This is a genomic window from Azospirillum baldaniorum (assembly GCF_003119195.2).
Lineage (GTDB): Bacteria > Pseudomonadota > Alphaproteobacteria > Azospirillales > Azospirillaceae > Azospirillum > Azospirillum baldaniorum.
Window position 1 is genome coordinate 641,826 of record NZ_CP022260.1, and the last position, 16,471, is coordinate 658,296.

The window sequence follows — 16,471 nt, forward strand, 5'->3', positions numbered from 1 at the left end:
CCCCGCGTCCCCCAACCCAGAGTCCTCGTGGTCGATGACGCCGTGACTGTCCGGGCCTACACCCGGCAGGTTCTGGAGGCCGACGGCTTTCGGGTCGACGAGGCGGTGAACGGGATCGACGGGTTGGAGCATGCGCTGGCGTCCACGCCGGACCTGCTGATCGTCGACATCAACATGCAGAAGATGGACGGCTACACCATGCTGCGCCGCCTGCGCCAGGAGCAGACCCTGCGCGACGTGCCGGCCATCATGATCAGCACCGAATCCAAGGACAGCGACCGCGAAAAAGCGCTGCTGGCCGGAGCCAACTGGTATTTCGTGAAGCCGGTGCGCCCCGCCGACCTGACGGCCGCCGCCCGCCTGCTCACCGGTCGAGAGGCACGGTCATGAGCGCGCTGTTCGAGCAATTCGTCCTGGAATCGCGGGAGTTGCTGGAGGCGGCGGGCGCCGCGCTGCTGCGGCTGGAGCGCGACCCGGCCGACAAGACCGCGGTCAATGACCTGTTCCGCGCGTTGCACACGCTGAAGGGCGCCACCGCCCTGTTCGACATGGCGCCCTTCACCCGCATGGTCCATGCCGGCGAGGACGCCCTGATGGCGGTGCGGGACGGACGCGCCGCCATGAGCGGCGAATTGGCCGACCGGCTGCTGGCGTTGCTGGACATCGGCTCAGCCTGGGTCGACGGGCTGGAGCACAGCCAAACCCTTCCCGATGATGCCGATGCCCGCGCGCAAGCGCAGGAAGTGGGGTTGCGTGCCGCCCTCGGCGGGCCGGCGGAGACTGTGCGCAGCGGCACGCCGGCCGGATTCGCCTGGGTGGACGAATTGCCGGAGGCCGACCGGGCCAAGGCCGCCGGGCGCACGGTCACCGCCATCGCCTACGCCCCTGCGGAGGATTGCTTCTTCGCCGGGGACGATCCGCTGGACCTGTGCCGCCGCATCCCGGACCTTCTGCTGCTGCGCATCGAGGCCGCCGGGGCGTGGCCGGCGTTGACGGACCTCGACCCCTACCGCTGCGCCCTGCGCTTCCGCGCGCTGAGCGGCGCACCGAAGGACGAGCTGACGCGCCTGTTCCGCGGCGTTCCCGATCAGGTGTCCCTCGCCACGGTCGCGATGCCCGCCCTGGCCGAGCCGGCATCCACCGCGGCGCCCCTTGCCACGCCGCCCAGCCTCGCCACGGCCATGCTGTGGGAGCAGGCGCGCATCCTCCGCCTGCCGGGCAGCGACGAGGAAATAGTGGCCCGCCGGGCCGCGGTGCTGCGGGCGGTGCGCAACATCCTCGCCGCCGAGGGGCGGGTTGCGGAGAGGCCGGCGCTGGACCGCGCCGTGGAAGGCCCGGCGGACGCGCTCATGCGCTGCATCGAATCCCTGGCCGACGGCCCGGCTGCGGCGGCGCCCACCGCTCCGGCCGCCCCGGCGCGGCGGGCATTGCGGGTCGATGCCGAACGCATGGACCGGCTGATGGCGCTGGTCGGTGAACTGGTCGTGGCCAAGGGAAGCCTGCCCCACCTCGCGCGTGAGGCACAGGAAGGGCGGAGCGCCGACGCTCTGGCCCAGAGCATCAAGGAGGCCCACGGCCGCATCGACTCCATCGTGGGCGACCTGCAGGACGCGGTGCTGCGGTTGCGGCTGCTTCCCCTGTCGCGCGTCTTCGACCCGCTGCCCCGGCTGGTCCGCGACACCGCGCGGCGGCTCGGCAAGTCGGTCGAACTGCACATCTCCGGCGGTGAGACGGAGGCGGACAAGGACATTCTCGACATCCTGGGCGAGCCGCTGTTGCACCTCGTCCGCAACGGGCTGGACCACGGCATCGAGCCGCCGGAGCGCCGCCGCGCCGCCGGCAAGCCGGAGGTTGCGGCGATCCGCGTGCAGGCATTCCAGGACAGCGGCGGCGTGGTGGTCGAGGTCTCCGACGACGGGGCGGGCATCGACGCGGCGGCCGTGCGCCGCAAGGCGGTGACCCAGGGCGCCCTGACCGCCGAGCAGGCGGCGGCCCTGTCCGATGCCGAGGCGTTGCGCCTGATCTTCCTGCCGGGGGTCAGCACCTCGGAGACCGTGTCGGACCTGTCGGGCCGCGGGGTGGGTATGGACGCCGTGCGCGGCGCGGTGGAGCAGGCGGGGGGACGGGTGGAGGTCGCGTCGACTCCCGGCGCCGGAACCCGCTTCCGCCTCGTCCTGCCGCTCACGATGATGGTGACGCGGCTGGTGACGGTGGAGACGGCGGGTGCGCTCTACGGCTTTCCGATGACCCTGGTGACCGGAATGCAGCGCGTTCCCCACGGCGCGATCCGCCGGATGAAGCATGCGGAGAGCGTGGTCGTTCAGGACGCGGTGGTGCCGCTTCTGCGGCTGCGCCGCCTGCTCAATCTGCCGGAGGACGAACGGGTGCGGAGCGGGGAGGCGGTGCTGCTGGTGGATCTCGGCGGACAGCCGGTGGCGCTGGTCGTGGACGCCTTCCAAGAGCGCGCCGAGGTGGTTCTGAAGCCGATGACCGGACTGCTCGCCCGGTTGCGCGGCTACGCCGGCACGGCGGTGCTCGGCGACGGGCGCCTTCTGCTCGCCCTCAACCTGCGGGAGTTGGTGTGATGCCCATCCGTTTCGAGGACCGCACCGCCCGTTTCGAGGGCGCCTGCACCGTGGAAGAGGCGATCCCGTTGGCCGAATGGCTGGGAGCTGTGGACGATGCCCGGCTGGACCTCGGTGCCTGCACCGGGCTGCACACCGCGCTGCTTCAGGTGCTGCTGACGGCGGGGAGGCCGATCGCGGTCCCGCCGGAGGACGCCTTCCTGAAGGGCTGGGTGATGCCCGTGCTGGGCAAGCGATAGCGCGTGGGTTGCCTTAGAGTGCCGATCAAAACCTGTATCAGTCCGAGCAAGATCAACGGCTTAAGTCCGTAGAGACAGGGTTTTGATCTGCGCTCTTAAAGCGGATTGCAATCCGCTTTGGACCGCGCCGGCGGTCCCGGTCGCACATGCGACCGGAGCCCGCCGGCGAATGAGGCGATCTGAGTCTAAAGCGAACGGAAGTTCGCTTTAGCCTTCAAGGGGGCCGCCGCAAGCCGCGGTCGGCTCCCGGGCCGGCGGCGCTTAGGAGAATAGCTCCATCGTATCGGGAACCTTGGTGGGGGTCCGCCCGGCCAGGATGGCGCTCACCACCTCGACCGCGGAGACCAGCGAGGTTTGCGAGAATGGCTTGGGCAGGCAGCCCACCCCATACTCGCGCGTCGGCTCCACCTCCTCGCGGTAGGAGGTGACGAACAGGCAGGGGATCCCCAGCGCGGTCATCCGGCGGGCCGCGTCGATGCCGCTGGACCCCTGGGCAAGATGGATGTCCACCAAGGCCAGATCCGGCTTGACCTCCTGCGCCAGGACCAGCGCCTTCTCGCTGGTGGAGGCCGGCCCGTGCACCTCGTGCCCGGCGGATTCCAGGTAGAAGCTCTGCTCCATGGCGATGAGGACCTCGTCCTCGACGAGAAGGATCTTCATCCGTTCCACTCCGCCGCGCTGTCTTCCAGGATGGGGCCGCGCGTTTCCGGCATGGTCAGCGCGATGCGGAAGGATGTCCCCCGTTCCACCGGCATCAGCGTGACCGTCGCCCCGACCTGACCGGTTAGGCTCGTGATCAAGCGCATGCCGAGGCTGCGCGACCGACGCATGTCGAACGCGGCGGGAAGGCCGGGTCCTTGATCGGTCACGGTCAGAGCGAGCAAGTCGCCGGCCCGGTCGAGCGACACCAGGACGTTGGCGGGCGTGGACCCGCGGTGCTTGATGGCGTTGGTGATCAGTTCGTTGGCGATCAATCCCAGCGGTGCCGCCTGATCGATGGGCAAGTCGACGCGCTCGGCCCGCACTTCGATGGAGCCAAGCGTGTCGCCGCCCGACGCGCGGGACAGATCGGTGCACAGCTCGTTCAGGTAGCTGCCGAACTCGATGGTTTGGAACTGTTCGGTCTGGTAGAGCCGGCTGTGCACCCGCGCGATGGCGTCGATGCGGCTGCGGGCGTCCTGGAAATGAACCCGCTCGGCGGCGCCCGGAAGACTCATGGTCTGGAGCGTCAGCAGGCTGGACACGAGCTGAAGGCTGTTCTTCACCCGGTGGTTCACTTCGCGCAGAAGCGTGGATTTCTGCCCGACCAGCTTGCGCAGAGCCGCTTCCATCGACTTGATCTCGGTGACGTCGATGTGCATCAGCACCGCCCCGCCGAAGGGACCGGCGGCCATCGGCGCGGCGAGGCAGCGGTACCAGCGCGGCCCGGCGTCGGACAGGCCCGGATATTCGATGGAGACCGGCGCCCCGCCGCGCAGCAGGCCGCGCAGCCCCTCGATCAGCGCATCGGCATGCTCCGCCCCGCTGCGGGTGGCGGCGCAGGCTTCCAGATAGTCGTCGCCGATGGCCGACCCGTCGCCGAGAAAGCCGGCCTGCGGCCCGCTTCCCGCCCAGGCCTTGTTGACCGAGATGATGTGCCCGCCATGGTCGAGAACGGCGATGTGCGCCGGCAGCGCGTCGAGCGTGGCCTTGGTCTGCTCGGCGAGCTGGCGCATGGCGAGCGCGTTGGCCTTCAGCTCCTCGCGGGTGCGGCGGCGCTCGGTGATGTCGCGCAGGACGCCAGTGATGAAACTCCGCCCCTCCGATTCCCAGCGGGCCAGCGAGACCTCCAGGTCGATGCGGGTCCCGTCGCGCTTGCGCCCGATCAGTTCCACGGGGGCCGGTCGTCCGGCCGGGTCGCGCTCCAGCAGACCCGACCAGTCGGGGGAGCCTTCGGCGAGGAACAGGCTGACATGCTGGCCGATCAGTTCGTTGGGCGGAAAGCCGAACTGCAGGGCCGCGGCCCCGTTGGCCCATTGCACGACGCCGCGCGTGTCGGTGGTGACGATGGCGTCGGGGGCGGTGTCCACGATGGCGCGGTAACGCGCGTCGCGCTGCTCGCGCAGAACCCGCTCCCGGTTGACCACGGCGGTGACGTCGGTCACCTGGATCAGGCAGTAGGAGGCGTTGGCGACGGTGAAGGGACGGATCAGAACGTTGTGGACCATCCGCCGCCCGTCGGGGCAGCGCAGCGGGAACAGCACCGGGTTCAGCGTGTGGGACAGGACGCTGGGCGCCCCGGTTTCCAGCACGTCGCGCACCGCGTTGTGCAGCCGCGTGTCGCGCAGGGACGGCAGGGCCTCCACCAGCTCCCGCCCGTGGATGTCGGGCTCGGTGGTGCCCGACGCCCTTTCCATCCAGCGGTTCCAGAACTGCACGCGGCCATGGCGGTCCAGCACGACGATGCCGGCGTCCATCGCGTCGAGAAGGCCGTCCAGCCAGGGCATGCGCTTAAACTCGGTCGGTTCCATCGGGCGTTCCGGAGGCGATGCGGTCGATGAAGCCATGGATCAGTCCCTTCAGCGACTCCAGAGACGACAGTCCCATGAGCAACGCGATGTAGCCGCGAATGCTCCGGCTGCGAATCAGGAAGTCGATGTAGAGGAACATCACCAGCTCGTCGGGGTTGGGCCCGTTGCTTTGGAAAATGCGGTCGCTGTCGCCGCGCAACACGCTGGGCAGCGAGATGTCCAGATTGTCCTTCAACGTGTTGGCCATCACGACCAGGCAGCCATTGAGGATGATGTTGCCGATCTCCGCAAGCGCGTCCTGCTCCAGATCGACGATCTCCTCCAGGCTCAGTTCGCTGCCAAGGACGGCGCGGGCCAGTTCCAGACTGTTGGTCTCGGGGAAGATCAACAGGGCGCGGCCGGAAAAGGACCCGTCGAAACGCTGCTCGACCGCGACGAGGCTCATTTTCTCGCGCGCGGCCAGGAGGCCGGCGGCGTCGTTGCGGCTGACAATCTCGATGGAGGGAACCGACAGCAGAACCTGATCGGCGACCATGCGGCTGAGGTTGGTCGCGGCACGGCCGACGCCCATGTTCACCAGCTCGGTCAGCGCGTCGCGCTCGAGGTCGCTCAGATCAACCATGCACCGACGCTCCCGTTTCCATGGACACGCCGGTGCACCGGCGCCCCCGGGCACAGTGCGACAGGAATGCCGTCAAAGTCTCCCCCGTCGACGGCATAGGCCAAATTGGGAGTGCTCTAGGCAATTCAGCAACAAGGCGCCGTCGATCCAACAATTGGTACCTTCCATTGATCGCGGTCCGAATAAAACGGTCGTCTGTACTGTGATGCAGCGCGACGCTCCGCCGCACCCCGCTGCGGGTCAGGCCGCCAGCCGGCGGACGAGATCCCGGAGGAAGCCTTCGCAGGCCGTCACCTGGGCAACGTCGATGTACTCGTTGGGCTGATGCGCCTGATCGATGGAGCCTGGGCCGCAGAGCACGGTGGACAGGCCGGCCTCCTGAAACTGCCCGGCCTCAGCCGCGAAGGAGACCATGCCGGTGTCGTTGCGTCCGGTCAGGGCGTGGCAAAGCTGGGCCGCCGGCCCGCCCGGCTCCGGCGCCAGCCCCGGCACGCCGGCGAGCTGCTCGGTGCGGATGTCGCAGTCCGGGCTGATTTGCCTCATGGCGGCGCGCAGCCGCTCGCATTCCACCTCGAACCGGTCGCGGTAGCGCGTCCAGTCGTCGCCGGGCAGCGGACGGATGTCCCAGACGAAGGAACAGTGGCGTGCGGTGATGTTGGCCGCCGTGCCGCCTTCGATGGTGCCGACCTGCAGCGTGGTGAAGGGCGGGTCGAAACCGCAGGCGGGGTCCGCGGCGGCGGCGTTCTCCGCCGCCATGTCGCCCACGAGATTGACAAGCCGCGCCGCGGTCATCACGGCGCTGACCCCGCGGTCGATCTGGGACGAATGGACCTCGTGCCCGGTGACCGTGGTGCGCAGCACGTAGCAGCCCTTGTGGGCCAGAACGACCCCCATCGAGGTCGGCTCGCCGACGATGACGGCGCTGGGGCGCGGCAACTCATCGGCGATGCGGGCGATCATGGCCGGCGCGCCGATGCAGCCGACCTCCTCGTCGTAGGACAGCGCCAGATGCAGCGGCCGCTTCAGCCCGGCCTCCAGGATGTCCGGCAGCATGGCCAGCGCCACCGCGGGGAAGCTCTTCATGTCGGCGGTGCCGCGCCCATAGAGGCGCCCGTCCCGCTCGACCAGGGTGAAGGGATCGGTGTCCCAGGGTTGCCCGTCCACCGGGACGACGTCGGTGTGGGCCGACAGCACCACGCCGCCTTCGGTCATCGGACCGATGGTCGCGAACAGGTTGGCCTTGGCGCCGTCCGGGCTGGGCACCAGCCGGCTCTCGACGCCGTGCCCGGCGAGATAGTCCCGAACCCAGTCGATCAACGCCATGTTGGAACGGCGCGAAACCGTGTCGAAACCGACCAGGCGGGCGATCATCGCCTTGGAGCCGTCTTGCACCCTTACGATCCATTCTGCGGGACGGCGGCGCCGATCCCACGCTTGTGATAATCTTTAGCAGTCAGACACTGGCCCCTGCATCCTGCGATGTCAAATGAGTCGTCCGGATTATGTGGGCATAGCGGCCAATGGCCAACACCGGTTGAACGGTCCTCCCGCATTCGGGGTGCCGTCCAACCGGTCTCAAAGCAGAATCGCTCGGCCGGAGCGCCGCAGGGCGAAACGGGAGGGCGAAAAGGGACGGGGGCGTCAGGCCGCCGACCAGACCTTCTCGGTCAGGATCGTGCGCACCAGCGTCAGCGCGCTCTCGGCGCTCTCGCGTCCGTCGAGCTTCGCCGCCACCGCCTCGATCTGGGCCGGCGGCAAGGTGGACCGCAGGCGGCGCACCGTGTCGGTCAGGTGCTTCTTGGCGAAGCGCGCCTGGTTCCCGCGCTCCGACAATTCCTGGAAGGCCAGCCGCCGGGTGGTCGCGTCGCGTCCGGCGCTGGCCGCCGTCGCCCGCTCCGCCGCCGCGGCAAGCTCGTTCGAGGATTGGAGGTAGTTGCTGATGGCTTCGGTCAGGATACGGTTGGCTTGAAGCAAGGGATCAAGGGACATGCGCTAACTCTTTGCCTTCCGTGACGGCTCTGGGCCGCAAACGGCCCCCTGCCAAGACGTTTCACCCAAAGTTAGTTGGGCCGGCCGGCCCGCTTCAACCCGGCGAAGGGTTCTATGCGGACCGCAAGCCGGACCGGCGCCGGCGCGGGTGGGGCGCAACCAACGCATGGTCTATCACCGTCCGCTGTGTGTCGAGGTTGGACAAGCAATGGGCCTATGAATTTCCTATGAACTAAGGCACGCTTTCTTTGTGTACGTTTATCGTCACATAAACCGGGCACTAAAACGGGAACCCACGGGCGCAGGACGCCGTTTTCCTCGAGCGTCGATGTTTCTGCGGCCAAGCCCACTTGGACCAAAGCCCACTTGGAGACGGAAGAATGCAAGGCGATCGTGAGGACCGCATCCGCCACCGCGCCTATGAGATCTGGGAGCGCGCCGGGCGACCGGAGGGACGGGGGGAAGAGCATTGGGCGCAGGCCTGCGCCGAGATCGAAGCCGAGGACCGAACGGCCGCTGCGGCGGAACCCGTCGCCATGGTCGCGGCCGTCAAGGACGCCGCCGCGGGCGTCGTGAAGAAGGCGGTCCGCCGGACCAAGACGGCGGCGACCGAACTGCTGGGCGTCGGCCTGAACGCCGTGGTCGATGTGGTCGAGGAGGCCGTCGCGCCCAAGAAGCCGCGCGCCCGCAAGACCAAGGCCGAGCCGGCCGCGGCAAACGAGTCCTCAGCCGAAACCCCGGTCGCGGTTCCGGTTCCGGCGGCCCCGAAGGTGGCGAAGCCGCCCCGCGGCAAGGCCGTGAAGGCGGAAGCGGTAAAGCCGGTCGCTCCGCGCGGCCGCCGCAAGCCGGCCGCGTCGGACACCGAACCGGCCCATTGACCCGCACCGGCCCTGCGCGTTCCTACACACAGGGACGGATGTAGGGCCGGTTCGCCTCCCACAGCTCGTCCAGGATCTTCACGGCGGCGTCGGTGGAATTCACCACCGGGTCGATCAGCAGAGCCTGGAGCGCCAAGTCCTTCGAGGCGTGGACCGCCGCCTCGACGGACAGTTGCTGCACGCTCGCCTGAACGTGCAGCAGTTTGGCGACCGGGTCGGGCAGGGGGCCGAGCGAGACCGGGTGAACGCCCGCCGCGTCGGCCAGCAGCGGCACCTCCACCGCCAGATCGGGCGGCAGGTTGGGGATGGCGCCCTGGTTGTAGACGATCCCCGATTCAATGAAGCGCTTCTGGTTGTGCAGAACCCCGGCGATGACCTGCACCGCCCGCTCGCCCCAGGATGGCTGCGTCCAGTCGTCGGGCACCGGCGTCGTTCCGGCGATTGTTCCGTCCATCAGCGCGTTGAGGATGCCGCGCCCGCGCTCGTCCTCCGCGAAGTCGAATCCATGCTCCCCGCCCTCCCAGCCGTAGGGGAGGTATTCGCCCATATGATCGTCGCTGCAGGTCGGCCACAGGCCGAAGCTGTTGAACAGGCGGCGGGTCAGCGGCGTGAAGGCCGGGTCGTGGGTCTTCTCCCGCTCGCGCAGCAGCGGGTAGAGGTCGCGTCCGCTCTCCTTGTCACGGATGTGCATCAGCCACTGGAAGTGGTTCAGTCCGGCGCCCCAGACCTCCACATCCTTTTCGGCCATGCCGAGGATCTGGCAGATGAACCAGCGCGCCAGGAAGATGCCGTGGCACAGCCCCAGCGTCTTGACCTTGGTGTATTTGCCGAGGCCGAGGACGACGCGGCTTTCCGGATTCGACAGGTTGATGAACTGGGCCTCCGGGCACAGTTCCTCGATGTCGCGGGCGAAGTCGAAGATCAGGGGCAGGGTGCGCAGCGTGAAGAACAGTCCGCCGGGTCCGCCGTTTTCGCCGAGCGTGTGGCGGATGCCGTGCTTCTTCGGCACCTCGAAATCGAGCTTCCACAAGCGGTTGCGGTCGATGGCGACGGAGTTGACGACGAATTCCGCGCCTTGCAGGGCGGCGCGGCGGTCGGTGGTCTGTTCGATGATCAGGCCGGCGTCGCCCTTGGCGTTCAGCAGGCGGGCGAGCGCGGTCATGCGGTCGAGGGCTGCCGGATTCGTGTCCACCAGCGTCAGGGTGCTGCCCGCCAGTTCCGTCGTGGTGAAGAGGTCGCGGTACATGCTCAGCCCGAAGGCCGCGCTGCCGGCGCCCAGAAAGACGATCTTGGTGGTTTTGCGAGTGGTAACGGCCATGGGATGCCTCCCGCCGGCGGGAATGCTGCCGTGCTGATTTGTCAGGGCAGCCGCCTTTGGTGAAGCATACACTTGTTAAGACGAAGAGACTATACCTGATGGTCGTAATAAGTGCAGCAATCTCTTCGCTTGCGCAACATGCCCTTCGCGCTCGCAACAGTGCGCCTGCAGCATAATCACTTCAAGGGAGTCCCCGTCATGGCACTCTTCACTTTTCCCAAGGACTTCCTGTGGGGGGCGTCCACCGCGGCCTATCAGATCGAGGGGGCGATTCACGAGGACGGGCGCGGCCCCTGCGTGTGGGACACCTTCACCGAGGCCGGGCGCATCCAGGACGGCAGCAGCGCCGCCGTCGCCTGCGACCATTACCACCGCTGGGCGGAGGACACCGCGCTGATGAAGGACGCGGGATTCAACGCCTACCGCTTCTCCATCGCCTGGCCGCGCATCCTGCCGAGCGGGACGGGAGCGGTGAACGCGGCGGGGCTCGACTTCTACGACCGGCTGGTGGATGGACTGCTGGCCGACGGCATCCGGCCGATGGCCTGCCTGTACCATTGGGACCTGCCGCAGCCGCTGGAAGACCGCGGTGGCTGGCAGGGCCGGGAGGTCGTCGGCCCCTTCGCCGACTACGCCCGCATCGTCGCCGCCCGGCTTGCCGACCGGGTGAAGGACTGGATGATGCTGAACGAGCCGAACGTGGTCGCCACCCACGGCTACGGCACGGGCGAGCACGCGCCCGGCCATAAACTGGGCGAGACGGGCATCCTGCGCGCGCTGCACCACCAAAATCTGGCGCAAGGGGCGGCGCTCCGCGCCCTATCGGCGGAGCATTCCGGCCTGACGCTCGGCACCGTCATCAACCTCCAGCCCTGCCGGGCCGAGAGCGATCGGCCGCAGGACGTCGCAGCGGCGGCCCGTTGGGACGCGGTGTGGAACCGGGTGGCCCTGGACGGCGTGATGCGCGGCAAGATCCCGGAACTAATGGCCGAGCGGATGAAGGATTTCGTGCTGCCCGGCGACGAGGAAGCGATTCGCTTCCCCATCGATCTGCTGGGCATCAACTACTACTCGCGCATGACCATGAAGCACGAGACGGGCCATCCGTTCGACGTGTGGTGGGGCGATGCCCATTGCGACCGCTGGACCGCCATGGCTTGGCCGGTCCAGCCCGACGGGCTCTACGACCTGCTGATGGAGTTCAGGCGCGACTACGGCAATCCCGCCGTCTTCGTCGCGGAGAATGGTGCGGCCTATGACGACGTGGTGACGCCGGACGGGCAGGTGCACGATGCGGAGCGCGTGGCCTTCCTGCGTGACCATGTGGCATCGGTCGGCCGCGCCCTGGCCGATGGCTGCAACGTGAAGGGCTATCTGTGCTGGAGCCTGCTGGACAATTTCGAATGGGCCTTCGGCCTGTCGAAGCGGTTCGGCATCGTCCGCGTCGATTATGACACGCTGGTCCGCACGCCCAAGGACAGCTACCGCTTCCTGAGCGAGGTGGCAAAGAGCGGGCAGTTTGATCTCGCGTGACGAACAGGAGAGCAGGCTGTGCGGAGCGATGCTCCGTCAGCCTGTGCTTCTTGCGGAGAACGAAGATTTGGAACCATTGATGGTTTGAAATCTAATCATTAGAAATATAAGTATTTCATATTAATTTATCCTTCATAATATTGACTTCAGATGATCCGGTGTCACTCGCCATGCGTTCAGGGTCACCGGAGGAAGCCATGGGAATTTCCGACGTTTCGGCATCCTTGTTCCAGGCCACCGCCACGGCCTCCGTGCAGGCGAAACCCACCGCTGCAAAGACCGGCGCCACGGACGGGACCGGGCCGGCCTCCGCCTCCAAGACCGACAAGGTCGATCTCAGCGATCTGGCGTCGGCGCTCAAGGGCGACGCGCTCGACCTGTTCACGAATCTGTCGGCGGATGATCGGACGTCGCTGGGCAAGCTCGTTTCCAGCGGGGCGCTGTCGGCGGACGAACTCAACGATGCGCTGTCGTCCGCCCTGAAGTCGGAGCGCAAGAAGGCATTCTGGCAATCCGCGAGGGAGGATGCCGAGGCCGGGCGCACCCCTGAAGGCGAGGCGCGGCAGAAAAGCATGAAGGCCATCTCGGATCGTATGGAGTCGGAGTTGGAGAGCCGGCGCGCCGCCATGCATGCACCAGGGGTGAGTCCCCAAGACCGCTTGGCCGCGCTGAGCAAGTTGAGCGAAGACCTGAAGGACATGCAGAATTCGTGGGATCAACTGGCTGGTATCGGCATGCCCATGAAAGCCTACACCCTCAAAGGGGGCGATGAACGTTTCTTCGCAACGTCGAAAGAGCAGGCGGCTGGGCAGAAATTAAAGGATCTGGGATTCAACTCCGCGACTTTTGACAAGGTGCTTTCGAGCCAATCCAAGGGTTTTGCGCAGAAGTATTTGTCCGAGGAAGGGACGTCCCAGATGACTTTAGGGGATGCGAACAAGTAGCCTGCGATGTACTCAGCGTTGGCTTTTTCATGTCATCCGAGTTCAAGCATAGGGTGGCTGCAGGCCCGAACATTCCTGTCCCCGAATTGTCACATCGGAGTCAAGCGGAAGCGGTGCTATCGACGGTGTCGTGTCACCACTGCGTTCGCCCATGCATTCCGTTGGAACTCACACCGCTTCAGCTTCAGGGTCCGGTGACGCCGAAGACGTCCGCGCGGCGATCGTCGTGCCGACCTACAAGCATTCGGGCCTGCTGGTCGAGGCGCTGTCCACCGCGCTCGCCCAGGACACGGACTTCGCCTACGCCGTGGTCGTGGTCAACGACGGCTGCCCCTTCCCGGAGACCGGGCGGGTGTGCCGGGAGTTCGCGGTGGCCCATCCGGGGCGGCTCCATTACCTGCACAAGCGCAACGCCGGGCTGAGCGCGGCGCGCAACAGCGGGATCGCCTTCGCGTTGGACGCCTTTCCGGCGCTGGAGGCGGTCTACTTCCTCGATTCCGACAACCGCATCCGGCCCCATCTGCTGCAACGCATGCTGCACGCGCTGCGGGCCGCGGGCCCGGAGGTCGGCTGGGCCTATCCGGACGTCGACAAGTTCGGCTTCTTCGAGTTCTGCGACATGTCCGGCGCCTATTCGCCGCTGGAGCATCTGTTCCGCAACGTCAGCGAGGCGGGCAGCATGGCGTCGCGCCGCCTGCTGGACAGCGGCGCCCGCTTCGACGAGGCGATGCGCCAAGGCAGCGAGGACTGGGAGTTCTGGCTGCAAGGGCTGGAGCGCGGCTTCCACGGCGTCCATGTGCCGGGCACCGGCTTCGGCTACCGCCGCCGCGGCGAGAGCATGCTGACCGAATCCGAGCGCGATTACCGCCCCATCCTGACCCACATCCAGAAGCGCCACCCCGCGCTGTTCGCGGTCCGGGCCGTGCTGCGGGCGGAGGCCGCCGTCGGCCGGCGCTACGCCGTTTATCTGCCCGACCGCGCCATTGTCCGCTGCGTCACCGACCCCGCGCTGGGCGAAGAGGACGTGCCGCTCGCCGACTTCGTGCGCCGCGTCCTGCGCGCGCCGGAGCGGCCCGGCTATGGGGAGTGCCCCGGCCTGCTGGCGGTGATGGACTCGGGCCTTTACGAATTGCTGAAGCGCCACCGCCTGCTGCGCGGCGCCCTGTGGGTTCTGGAACGAGCGGCGGCCCAGGCGACCCTGGTGCGCGCCGCGGTGACGGCGCGGGCGACGGAGAGTGGTTGCACGCTGTCCTGGTCCGGCGCGCCCGTGGGACTGCAGGCGGACGCGCCGTTTCCCTTGCCGGACAGCGGGGCGGCGATGGCGATGCTGCCCACCGCGGCCCTGCTCGACCTCGTTCGGCGCCAGCCGGCGGGCACCCCTTTGCTGGAGCGGGACCCCCGGAAGCCCTGCGCCGAGGCCCGGCTGAGCCTCACCCTGGCGCTGCCCGGTGCTGTGCAACCGCCGGCCGGTGCCGATGCCGCCCTGTCCACGCTGCGTGAGGCGATGGCCGCGGCGTGGTCGCGGCCGTCCAACGGCGGCTGGGCGGCGGCACCCATCGACCGCTACCGCGCCGGGGTCGCCACGCCGGAGGATGTCTACCAGACGGTGCATCGGCTGCCCTCGGTGCTGCCCCTGCTTCCCCCTGTGGGAGGCCGGCGTTTGGCCGCGCTGGTGGCCGATCCCGCCGACGCGGAGGCGCTGGAGACCGCCGCGCGCATGGCCCGTTGGCTGGCCGGGAAGGGCTATGACGCGCATCTGGTGGCATTGGGAGGCGGGGACCTGACCCTGGCCACAGCGTTGGTCGAGGCGTTCGCGTCGGTCATCCCTCACCCGTCGCCGCTGGTGCTGCCGGAACGCCCGCTGACCGGCCGGGACGCCTATCTGGGCACGCCGCTGCGTCCCTGGGATGCGGTGGAGGAGGATATGGCGGTCGGCACGCTGGCCGTCTTCGATCTGGTCGTGACCGTGCGGCACGGCGCGGCGCACCCGCTGATGGGCCGGCTGCGCGCGCTCGGCGTGACGGGCTGGGCGTTGCTGGGGGCGTCCACCGTCCCGGACGCGCCGTCCCCGGCCGACGCGGTCAACGGCTGCGCCGCCTTCGAGCATGCTTACCAGACCGTCGTGCCCCTCGACGCCCGGACCTTCCGCCTCTGCCAAGCGCTGGGATTCCCAACGGACAAGCTGCGGCGCTGGGAGGATGCGGCGGAGCCGGACACCGATCCCGATTGGACCGCCTGCGCGCCTCTGTCCTCGTGTCTTCCCGAAACCTCCGCGGCCGCCTGAGAAGGGTGTCATCGTCATGAAGCTCTCCGCCCCTGCGGCCCAGTTCGCCTCTCTCTACGACGGCACGCCGAAGATCATCGCCGTCGGTACTGGCCTGGAAGTGGGCACCGTTCCCCTTCGCCTGCTGCGGCTGGTCCGTCACGACGGCGGCTATCTGCTGCTGTCCGGGGACACCCAACCGGAGGAGGGGGAGGCGTTGCGCGCGCTGGCGATCCCGCCCGCCGCCGTCCGGGCGCTGTGGTCGGGCGACGAGGCGGCACGGCGGGACGCCGAGCGGCTGCTCGGCTGGTGGGAGGAGGCCGGCGGGCCGGACAGCCCGCCACCGCAGATAACGGGCGATGCGTCCGCGCTGCTTCACGGCCTGTTGGCGCAGGCTTTCGGGGAAATCGACGGGCTGCACCGCCGCAACGCCGGGCTTCAGCAGACCCTCTCCACCTTGCGGGAGGAGTGGGGCCGCTCCGCCCGCCTGCCGCCCGAGGCGGTGGAGCTTCTGGACGCCCTGCGCCTGAGCCCGTCGCGGCTGGTCTTCGCCTCGCCGCGCCCGGTGGGAGCGCTGCCGGTGCCGCTGCGCCATGGCCGGAACACCTTGGGAGCGGCTGAAATCGTGCAGCGCCTGCCGGCGGGTGCGCGGGGGCTGGCGGGACTCGACCTGCATCTCGACCGGGCGCCAAAGGGAAGCGGGGTGCTCGCCGTCGCCCTGACCGGGGTGGAAACCGGCGAGACCCTTGCGGAATGGAGGCTGTCCTTCGGTGATCTGCGGTCCGGCTGGCTGTCGCTGCGCCTGCCCGCCGCCTCCACCCGGATGGATCGGCTTCTCGACCTGCGGATCGGCGCCATCGGGGTGGTGACGGAGGCGCCGCGCCTGTCTCTGGCCCAGGCCGGTCTGCTCGACGAATACGCCGTCGCGCCGCCGGCCCGCGCCGTCGGACAGCCGGCCATGCTGGCGCTGCGGCTGTGGGGCGGGCTGCCGGGGCTGGAGTATGGTCCGGCGGCGCATCTGGCGCCGCATCCCGTGCCGGAGCATATGGTCTGGCCGCTGACCCAGCCGGTGCTGGCGCAACTGCGCAAGGGCCGCGAGTTCGAGGCGACCTTCCCCTGGTTCGGCCTGCTGCGCGGCGGGCGCATCCTGCTCCACCCGCTCCATGGCGTCGTCACGGCGGCCCACATCCCGCTGGACGAGGTTCCGGGCGCCGTGGCGGTGCGGGCACGGGCGGTGATCGACGACCCGCGCTGCCGCACCGCCATCGCCTGCAAACTGGTGGTGGCACCGCCGTCGCTGACGGTGGACGAGGCGGAACGGGAGGAGGGCATCCTCGCCTCCAGCGGCTGGATGGTGCTGGAGGAGCCGCGCCGTCCGCTCGACCTGTCGGCGGCCCTGGCGGCGCCATGGTCGGGGCCGATGGCGCTCCATCTTTTCACCGACATCCCGGACCGCGGCCACGGTCTGTACGGACGCACCATCTTTTCCGATTTCGAAGTGGAGATCGATTCCCGCACCGCCTGGGCCATCCCGCCCGTGCTGCCGGTGATGGACGGGGTCGCCGCCACGCCGTGACCGGCTATGACCTT

The 16,471-nt window shown here is 68.6% G+C and carries 14 protein-coding genes; 8 read left to right on the top strand and 6 right to left on the bottom strand.

From position 1 onward, the window contains the following. Positions 1–27 precede the first annotated feature (27 nt). From Sp245p_RS29460 to Sp245p_RS29470, 3 genes are read left to right on the top strand one after another with little or no spacing between them, the layout of a single operon-like run. Complete coding sequence (locus Sp245p_RS29460) at positions 28–390, top strand: response regulator (protein WP_244439507.1); 363 nt, start codon at positions 28–30, stop codon at positions 388–390. After that, positions 387–2,585 (top strand): chemotaxis protein CheW, encoded by a 2,199-nt coding sequence (locus Sp245p_RS29465; protein ID WP_041813261.1) that lies wholly within the window; start codon positions 387–389, stop codon positions 2,583–2,585. Before Sp245p_RS29460 ends, Sp245p_RS29465 begins: the two co-directional genes overlap by 4 nt. Continuing rightward, on the top strand, positions 2,585–2,824 hold the full coding sequence (locus Sp245p_RS29470; protein WP_014242547.1) for a hypothetical protein: 240 nt from the start codon (positions 2,585–2,587) through the stop codon (positions 2,822–2,824). The genes Sp245p_RS29465 and Sp245p_RS29470 overlap by 1 nt, the downstream gene beginning before the upstream one ends. Before the next feature lie 261 nt (positions 2,825–3,085). Here Sp245p_RS29470 and Sp245p_RS29475 read toward each other — a convergent pair whose 3' ends face one another. The 5 genes from Sp245p_RS29475 to Sp245p_RS29495 all read right to left on the bottom strand — a co-directional run bounded on the left by Sp245p_RS29475 (position 3,086) and on the right by Sp245p_RS29495 (position 7,945). After that, complete coding sequence (locus Sp245p_RS29475; RefSeq protein WP_014242548.1) at positions 3,086–3,484, bottom strand: response regulator; 399 nt, start codon at positions 3,482–3,484, stop codon at positions 3,086–3,088. Further along, the gene (locus Sp245p_RS29480; protein ID WP_014242549.1) at positions 3,481–5,334 is read right to left on the bottom strand and encodes a sensor histidine kinase; all 1,854 of its coding nucleotides are present in this window, start codon (positions 5,332–5,334) and stop codon (positions 3,481–3,483) included. The genes Sp245p_RS29475 and Sp245p_RS29480 overlap by 4 nt, the downstream gene beginning before the upstream one ends. After that, the gene (locus Sp245p_RS29485; protein WP_014242550.1) at positions 5,315–5,956 is read right to left on the bottom strand and encodes a chemotaxis protein CheC; all 642 of its coding nucleotides are present in this window, start codon (positions 5,954–5,956) and stop codon (positions 5,315–5,317) included. Before Sp245p_RS29485 ends, Sp245p_RS29480 begins: the two co-directional genes overlap by 20 nt. Before the next feature lie 240 nt (positions 5,957–6,196). Next, the gene (gene argE, locus Sp245p_RS29490; protein WP_211101741.1) at positions 6,197–7,348 is read right to left on the bottom strand and encodes an acetylornithine deacetylase; all 1,152 of its coding nucleotides are present in this window, start codon (positions 7,346–7,348) and stop codon (positions 6,197–6,199) included. Positions 7,349–7,597: 249 nt separating this feature from the next. Beyond that, complete coding sequence (locus Sp245p_RS29495) at positions 7,598–7,945, bottom strand: hypothetical protein (RefSeq protein ID WP_014242552.1); 348 nt, start codon at positions 7,943–7,945, stop codon at positions 7,598–7,600. 380 nt (positions 7,946–8,325) lie between these two features. Between Sp245p_RS29495 and Sp245p_RS36030 the strand changes: the two genes are divergently transcribed. Beyond that, the gene (locus Sp245p_RS36030) at positions 8,326–8,823 is read left to right on the top strand and encodes a DUF2934 domain-containing protein (protein ID WP_014242554.1); all 498 of its coding nucleotides are present in this window, start codon (positions 8,326–8,328) and stop codon (positions 8,821–8,823) included. Positions 8,824–8,845: 22 nt separating this feature from the next. On the opposite strand, the gene Sp245p_RS29505 is transcribed toward Sp245p_RS36030, so the two are convergent. After that, on the bottom strand, positions 8,846–10,141 hold the full coding sequence (locus tag Sp245p_RS29505) for a family 4 glycosyl hydrolase (protein WP_014242555.1): 1,296 nt from the start codon (positions 10,139–10,141) through the stop codon (positions 8,846–8,848). 198 nt (positions 10,142–10,339) lie between these two features. On the opposite strand from Sp245p_RS29505, the gene Sp245p_RS29510 reads away from it, so the two are divergent. From Sp245p_RS29510 to Sp245p_RS29525, 4 genes are all read left to right on the top strand, one after another. After that, a complete protein-coding gene (locus Sp245p_RS29510; protein ID WP_014242556.1) occupies positions 10,340–11,674 on the top strand; it encodes a GH1 family beta-glucosidase in 1,335 nt (444 codons plus the stop codon). A 197-nt stretch (positions 11,675–11,871) separates the two neighbouring features. Continuing rightward, positions 11,872–12,618, top strand: coding sequence for a hypothetical protein (locus Sp245p_RS29515; RefSeq protein WP_014242558.1), 747 nt, complete (start codon positions 11,872–11,874; stop codon positions 12,616–12,618). 226 nt (positions 12,619–12,844) lie between these two features. Continuing rightward, complete coding sequence (locus Sp245p_RS29520) at positions 12,845–14,902, top strand: glycosyltransferase (RefSeq protein ID WP_165360015.1); 2,058 nt, start codon at positions 12,845–12,847, stop codon at positions 14,900–14,902. Between the two features lie 16 nt (positions 14,903–14,918). Continuing rightward, positions 14,919–16,457: a DUF6212 domain-containing protein gene (locus Sp245p_RS29525; protein WP_014242562.1), complete on the top strand. Its 1,539-nt coding sequence runs from the start codon at positions 14,919–14,921 to the stop codon at positions 16,455–16,457. Positions 16,458–16,471: the final 14 nt, after the last annotated feature.

Coding starts and splice junctions, on each gene's coding strand:
- Sp245p_RS29485 (WP_014242550.1), bottom strand. CDS start 5,956: ATGGTTGATCTGAGCGACCTCGAGCGCGACGCGCTGACCGAGCTGGTG.
- Sp245p_RS29480 (WP_014242549.1), bottom strand. CDS start 5,334: ATGGAACCGACCGAGTTTAAGCGCATGCCCTGGCTGGACGGCCTTCTC.
- Sp245p_RS36030 (WP_014242554.1), top strand. CDS start 8,326: ATGCAAGGCGATCGTGAGGACCGCATCCGCCACCGCGCCTATGAGATC.
- Sp245p_RS29475 (WP_014242548.1), bottom strand. CDS start 3,484: ATGAAGATCCTTCTCGTCGAGGACGAGGTCCTCATCGCCATGGAGCAG.
- Sp245p_RS29470 (WP_014242547.1), top strand. CDS start 2,585: ATGCCCATCCGTTTCGAGGACCGCACCGCCCGTTTCGAGGGCGCCTGC.
- Sp245p_RS29495 (WP_014242552.1), bottom strand. CDS start 7,945: ATGTCCCTTGATCCCTTGCTTCAAGCCAACCGTATCCTGACCGAAGCC.
- Sp245p_RS29465 (WP_041813261.1), top strand. CDS start 387: ATGAGCGCGCTGTTCGAGCAATTCGTCCTGGAATCGCGGGAGTTGCTG.
- Sp245p_RS29515 (WP_014242558.1), top strand. CDS start 11,872: ATGGGAATTTCCGACGTTTCGGCATCCTTGTTCCAGGCCACCGCCACG.
- Sp245p_RS29505 (WP_014242555.1), bottom strand. CDS start 10,141: ATGGCCGTTACCACTCGCAAAACCACCAAGATCGTCTTTCTGGGCGCC.
- Sp245p_RS29525 (WP_014242562.1), top strand. CDS start 14,919: ATGAAGCTCTCCGCCCCTGCGGCCCAGTTCGCCTCTCTCTACGACGGC.
- Sp245p_RS29510 (WP_014242556.1), top strand. CDS start 10,340: ATGGCACTCTTCACTTTTCCCAAGGACTTCCTGTGGGGGGCGTCCACC.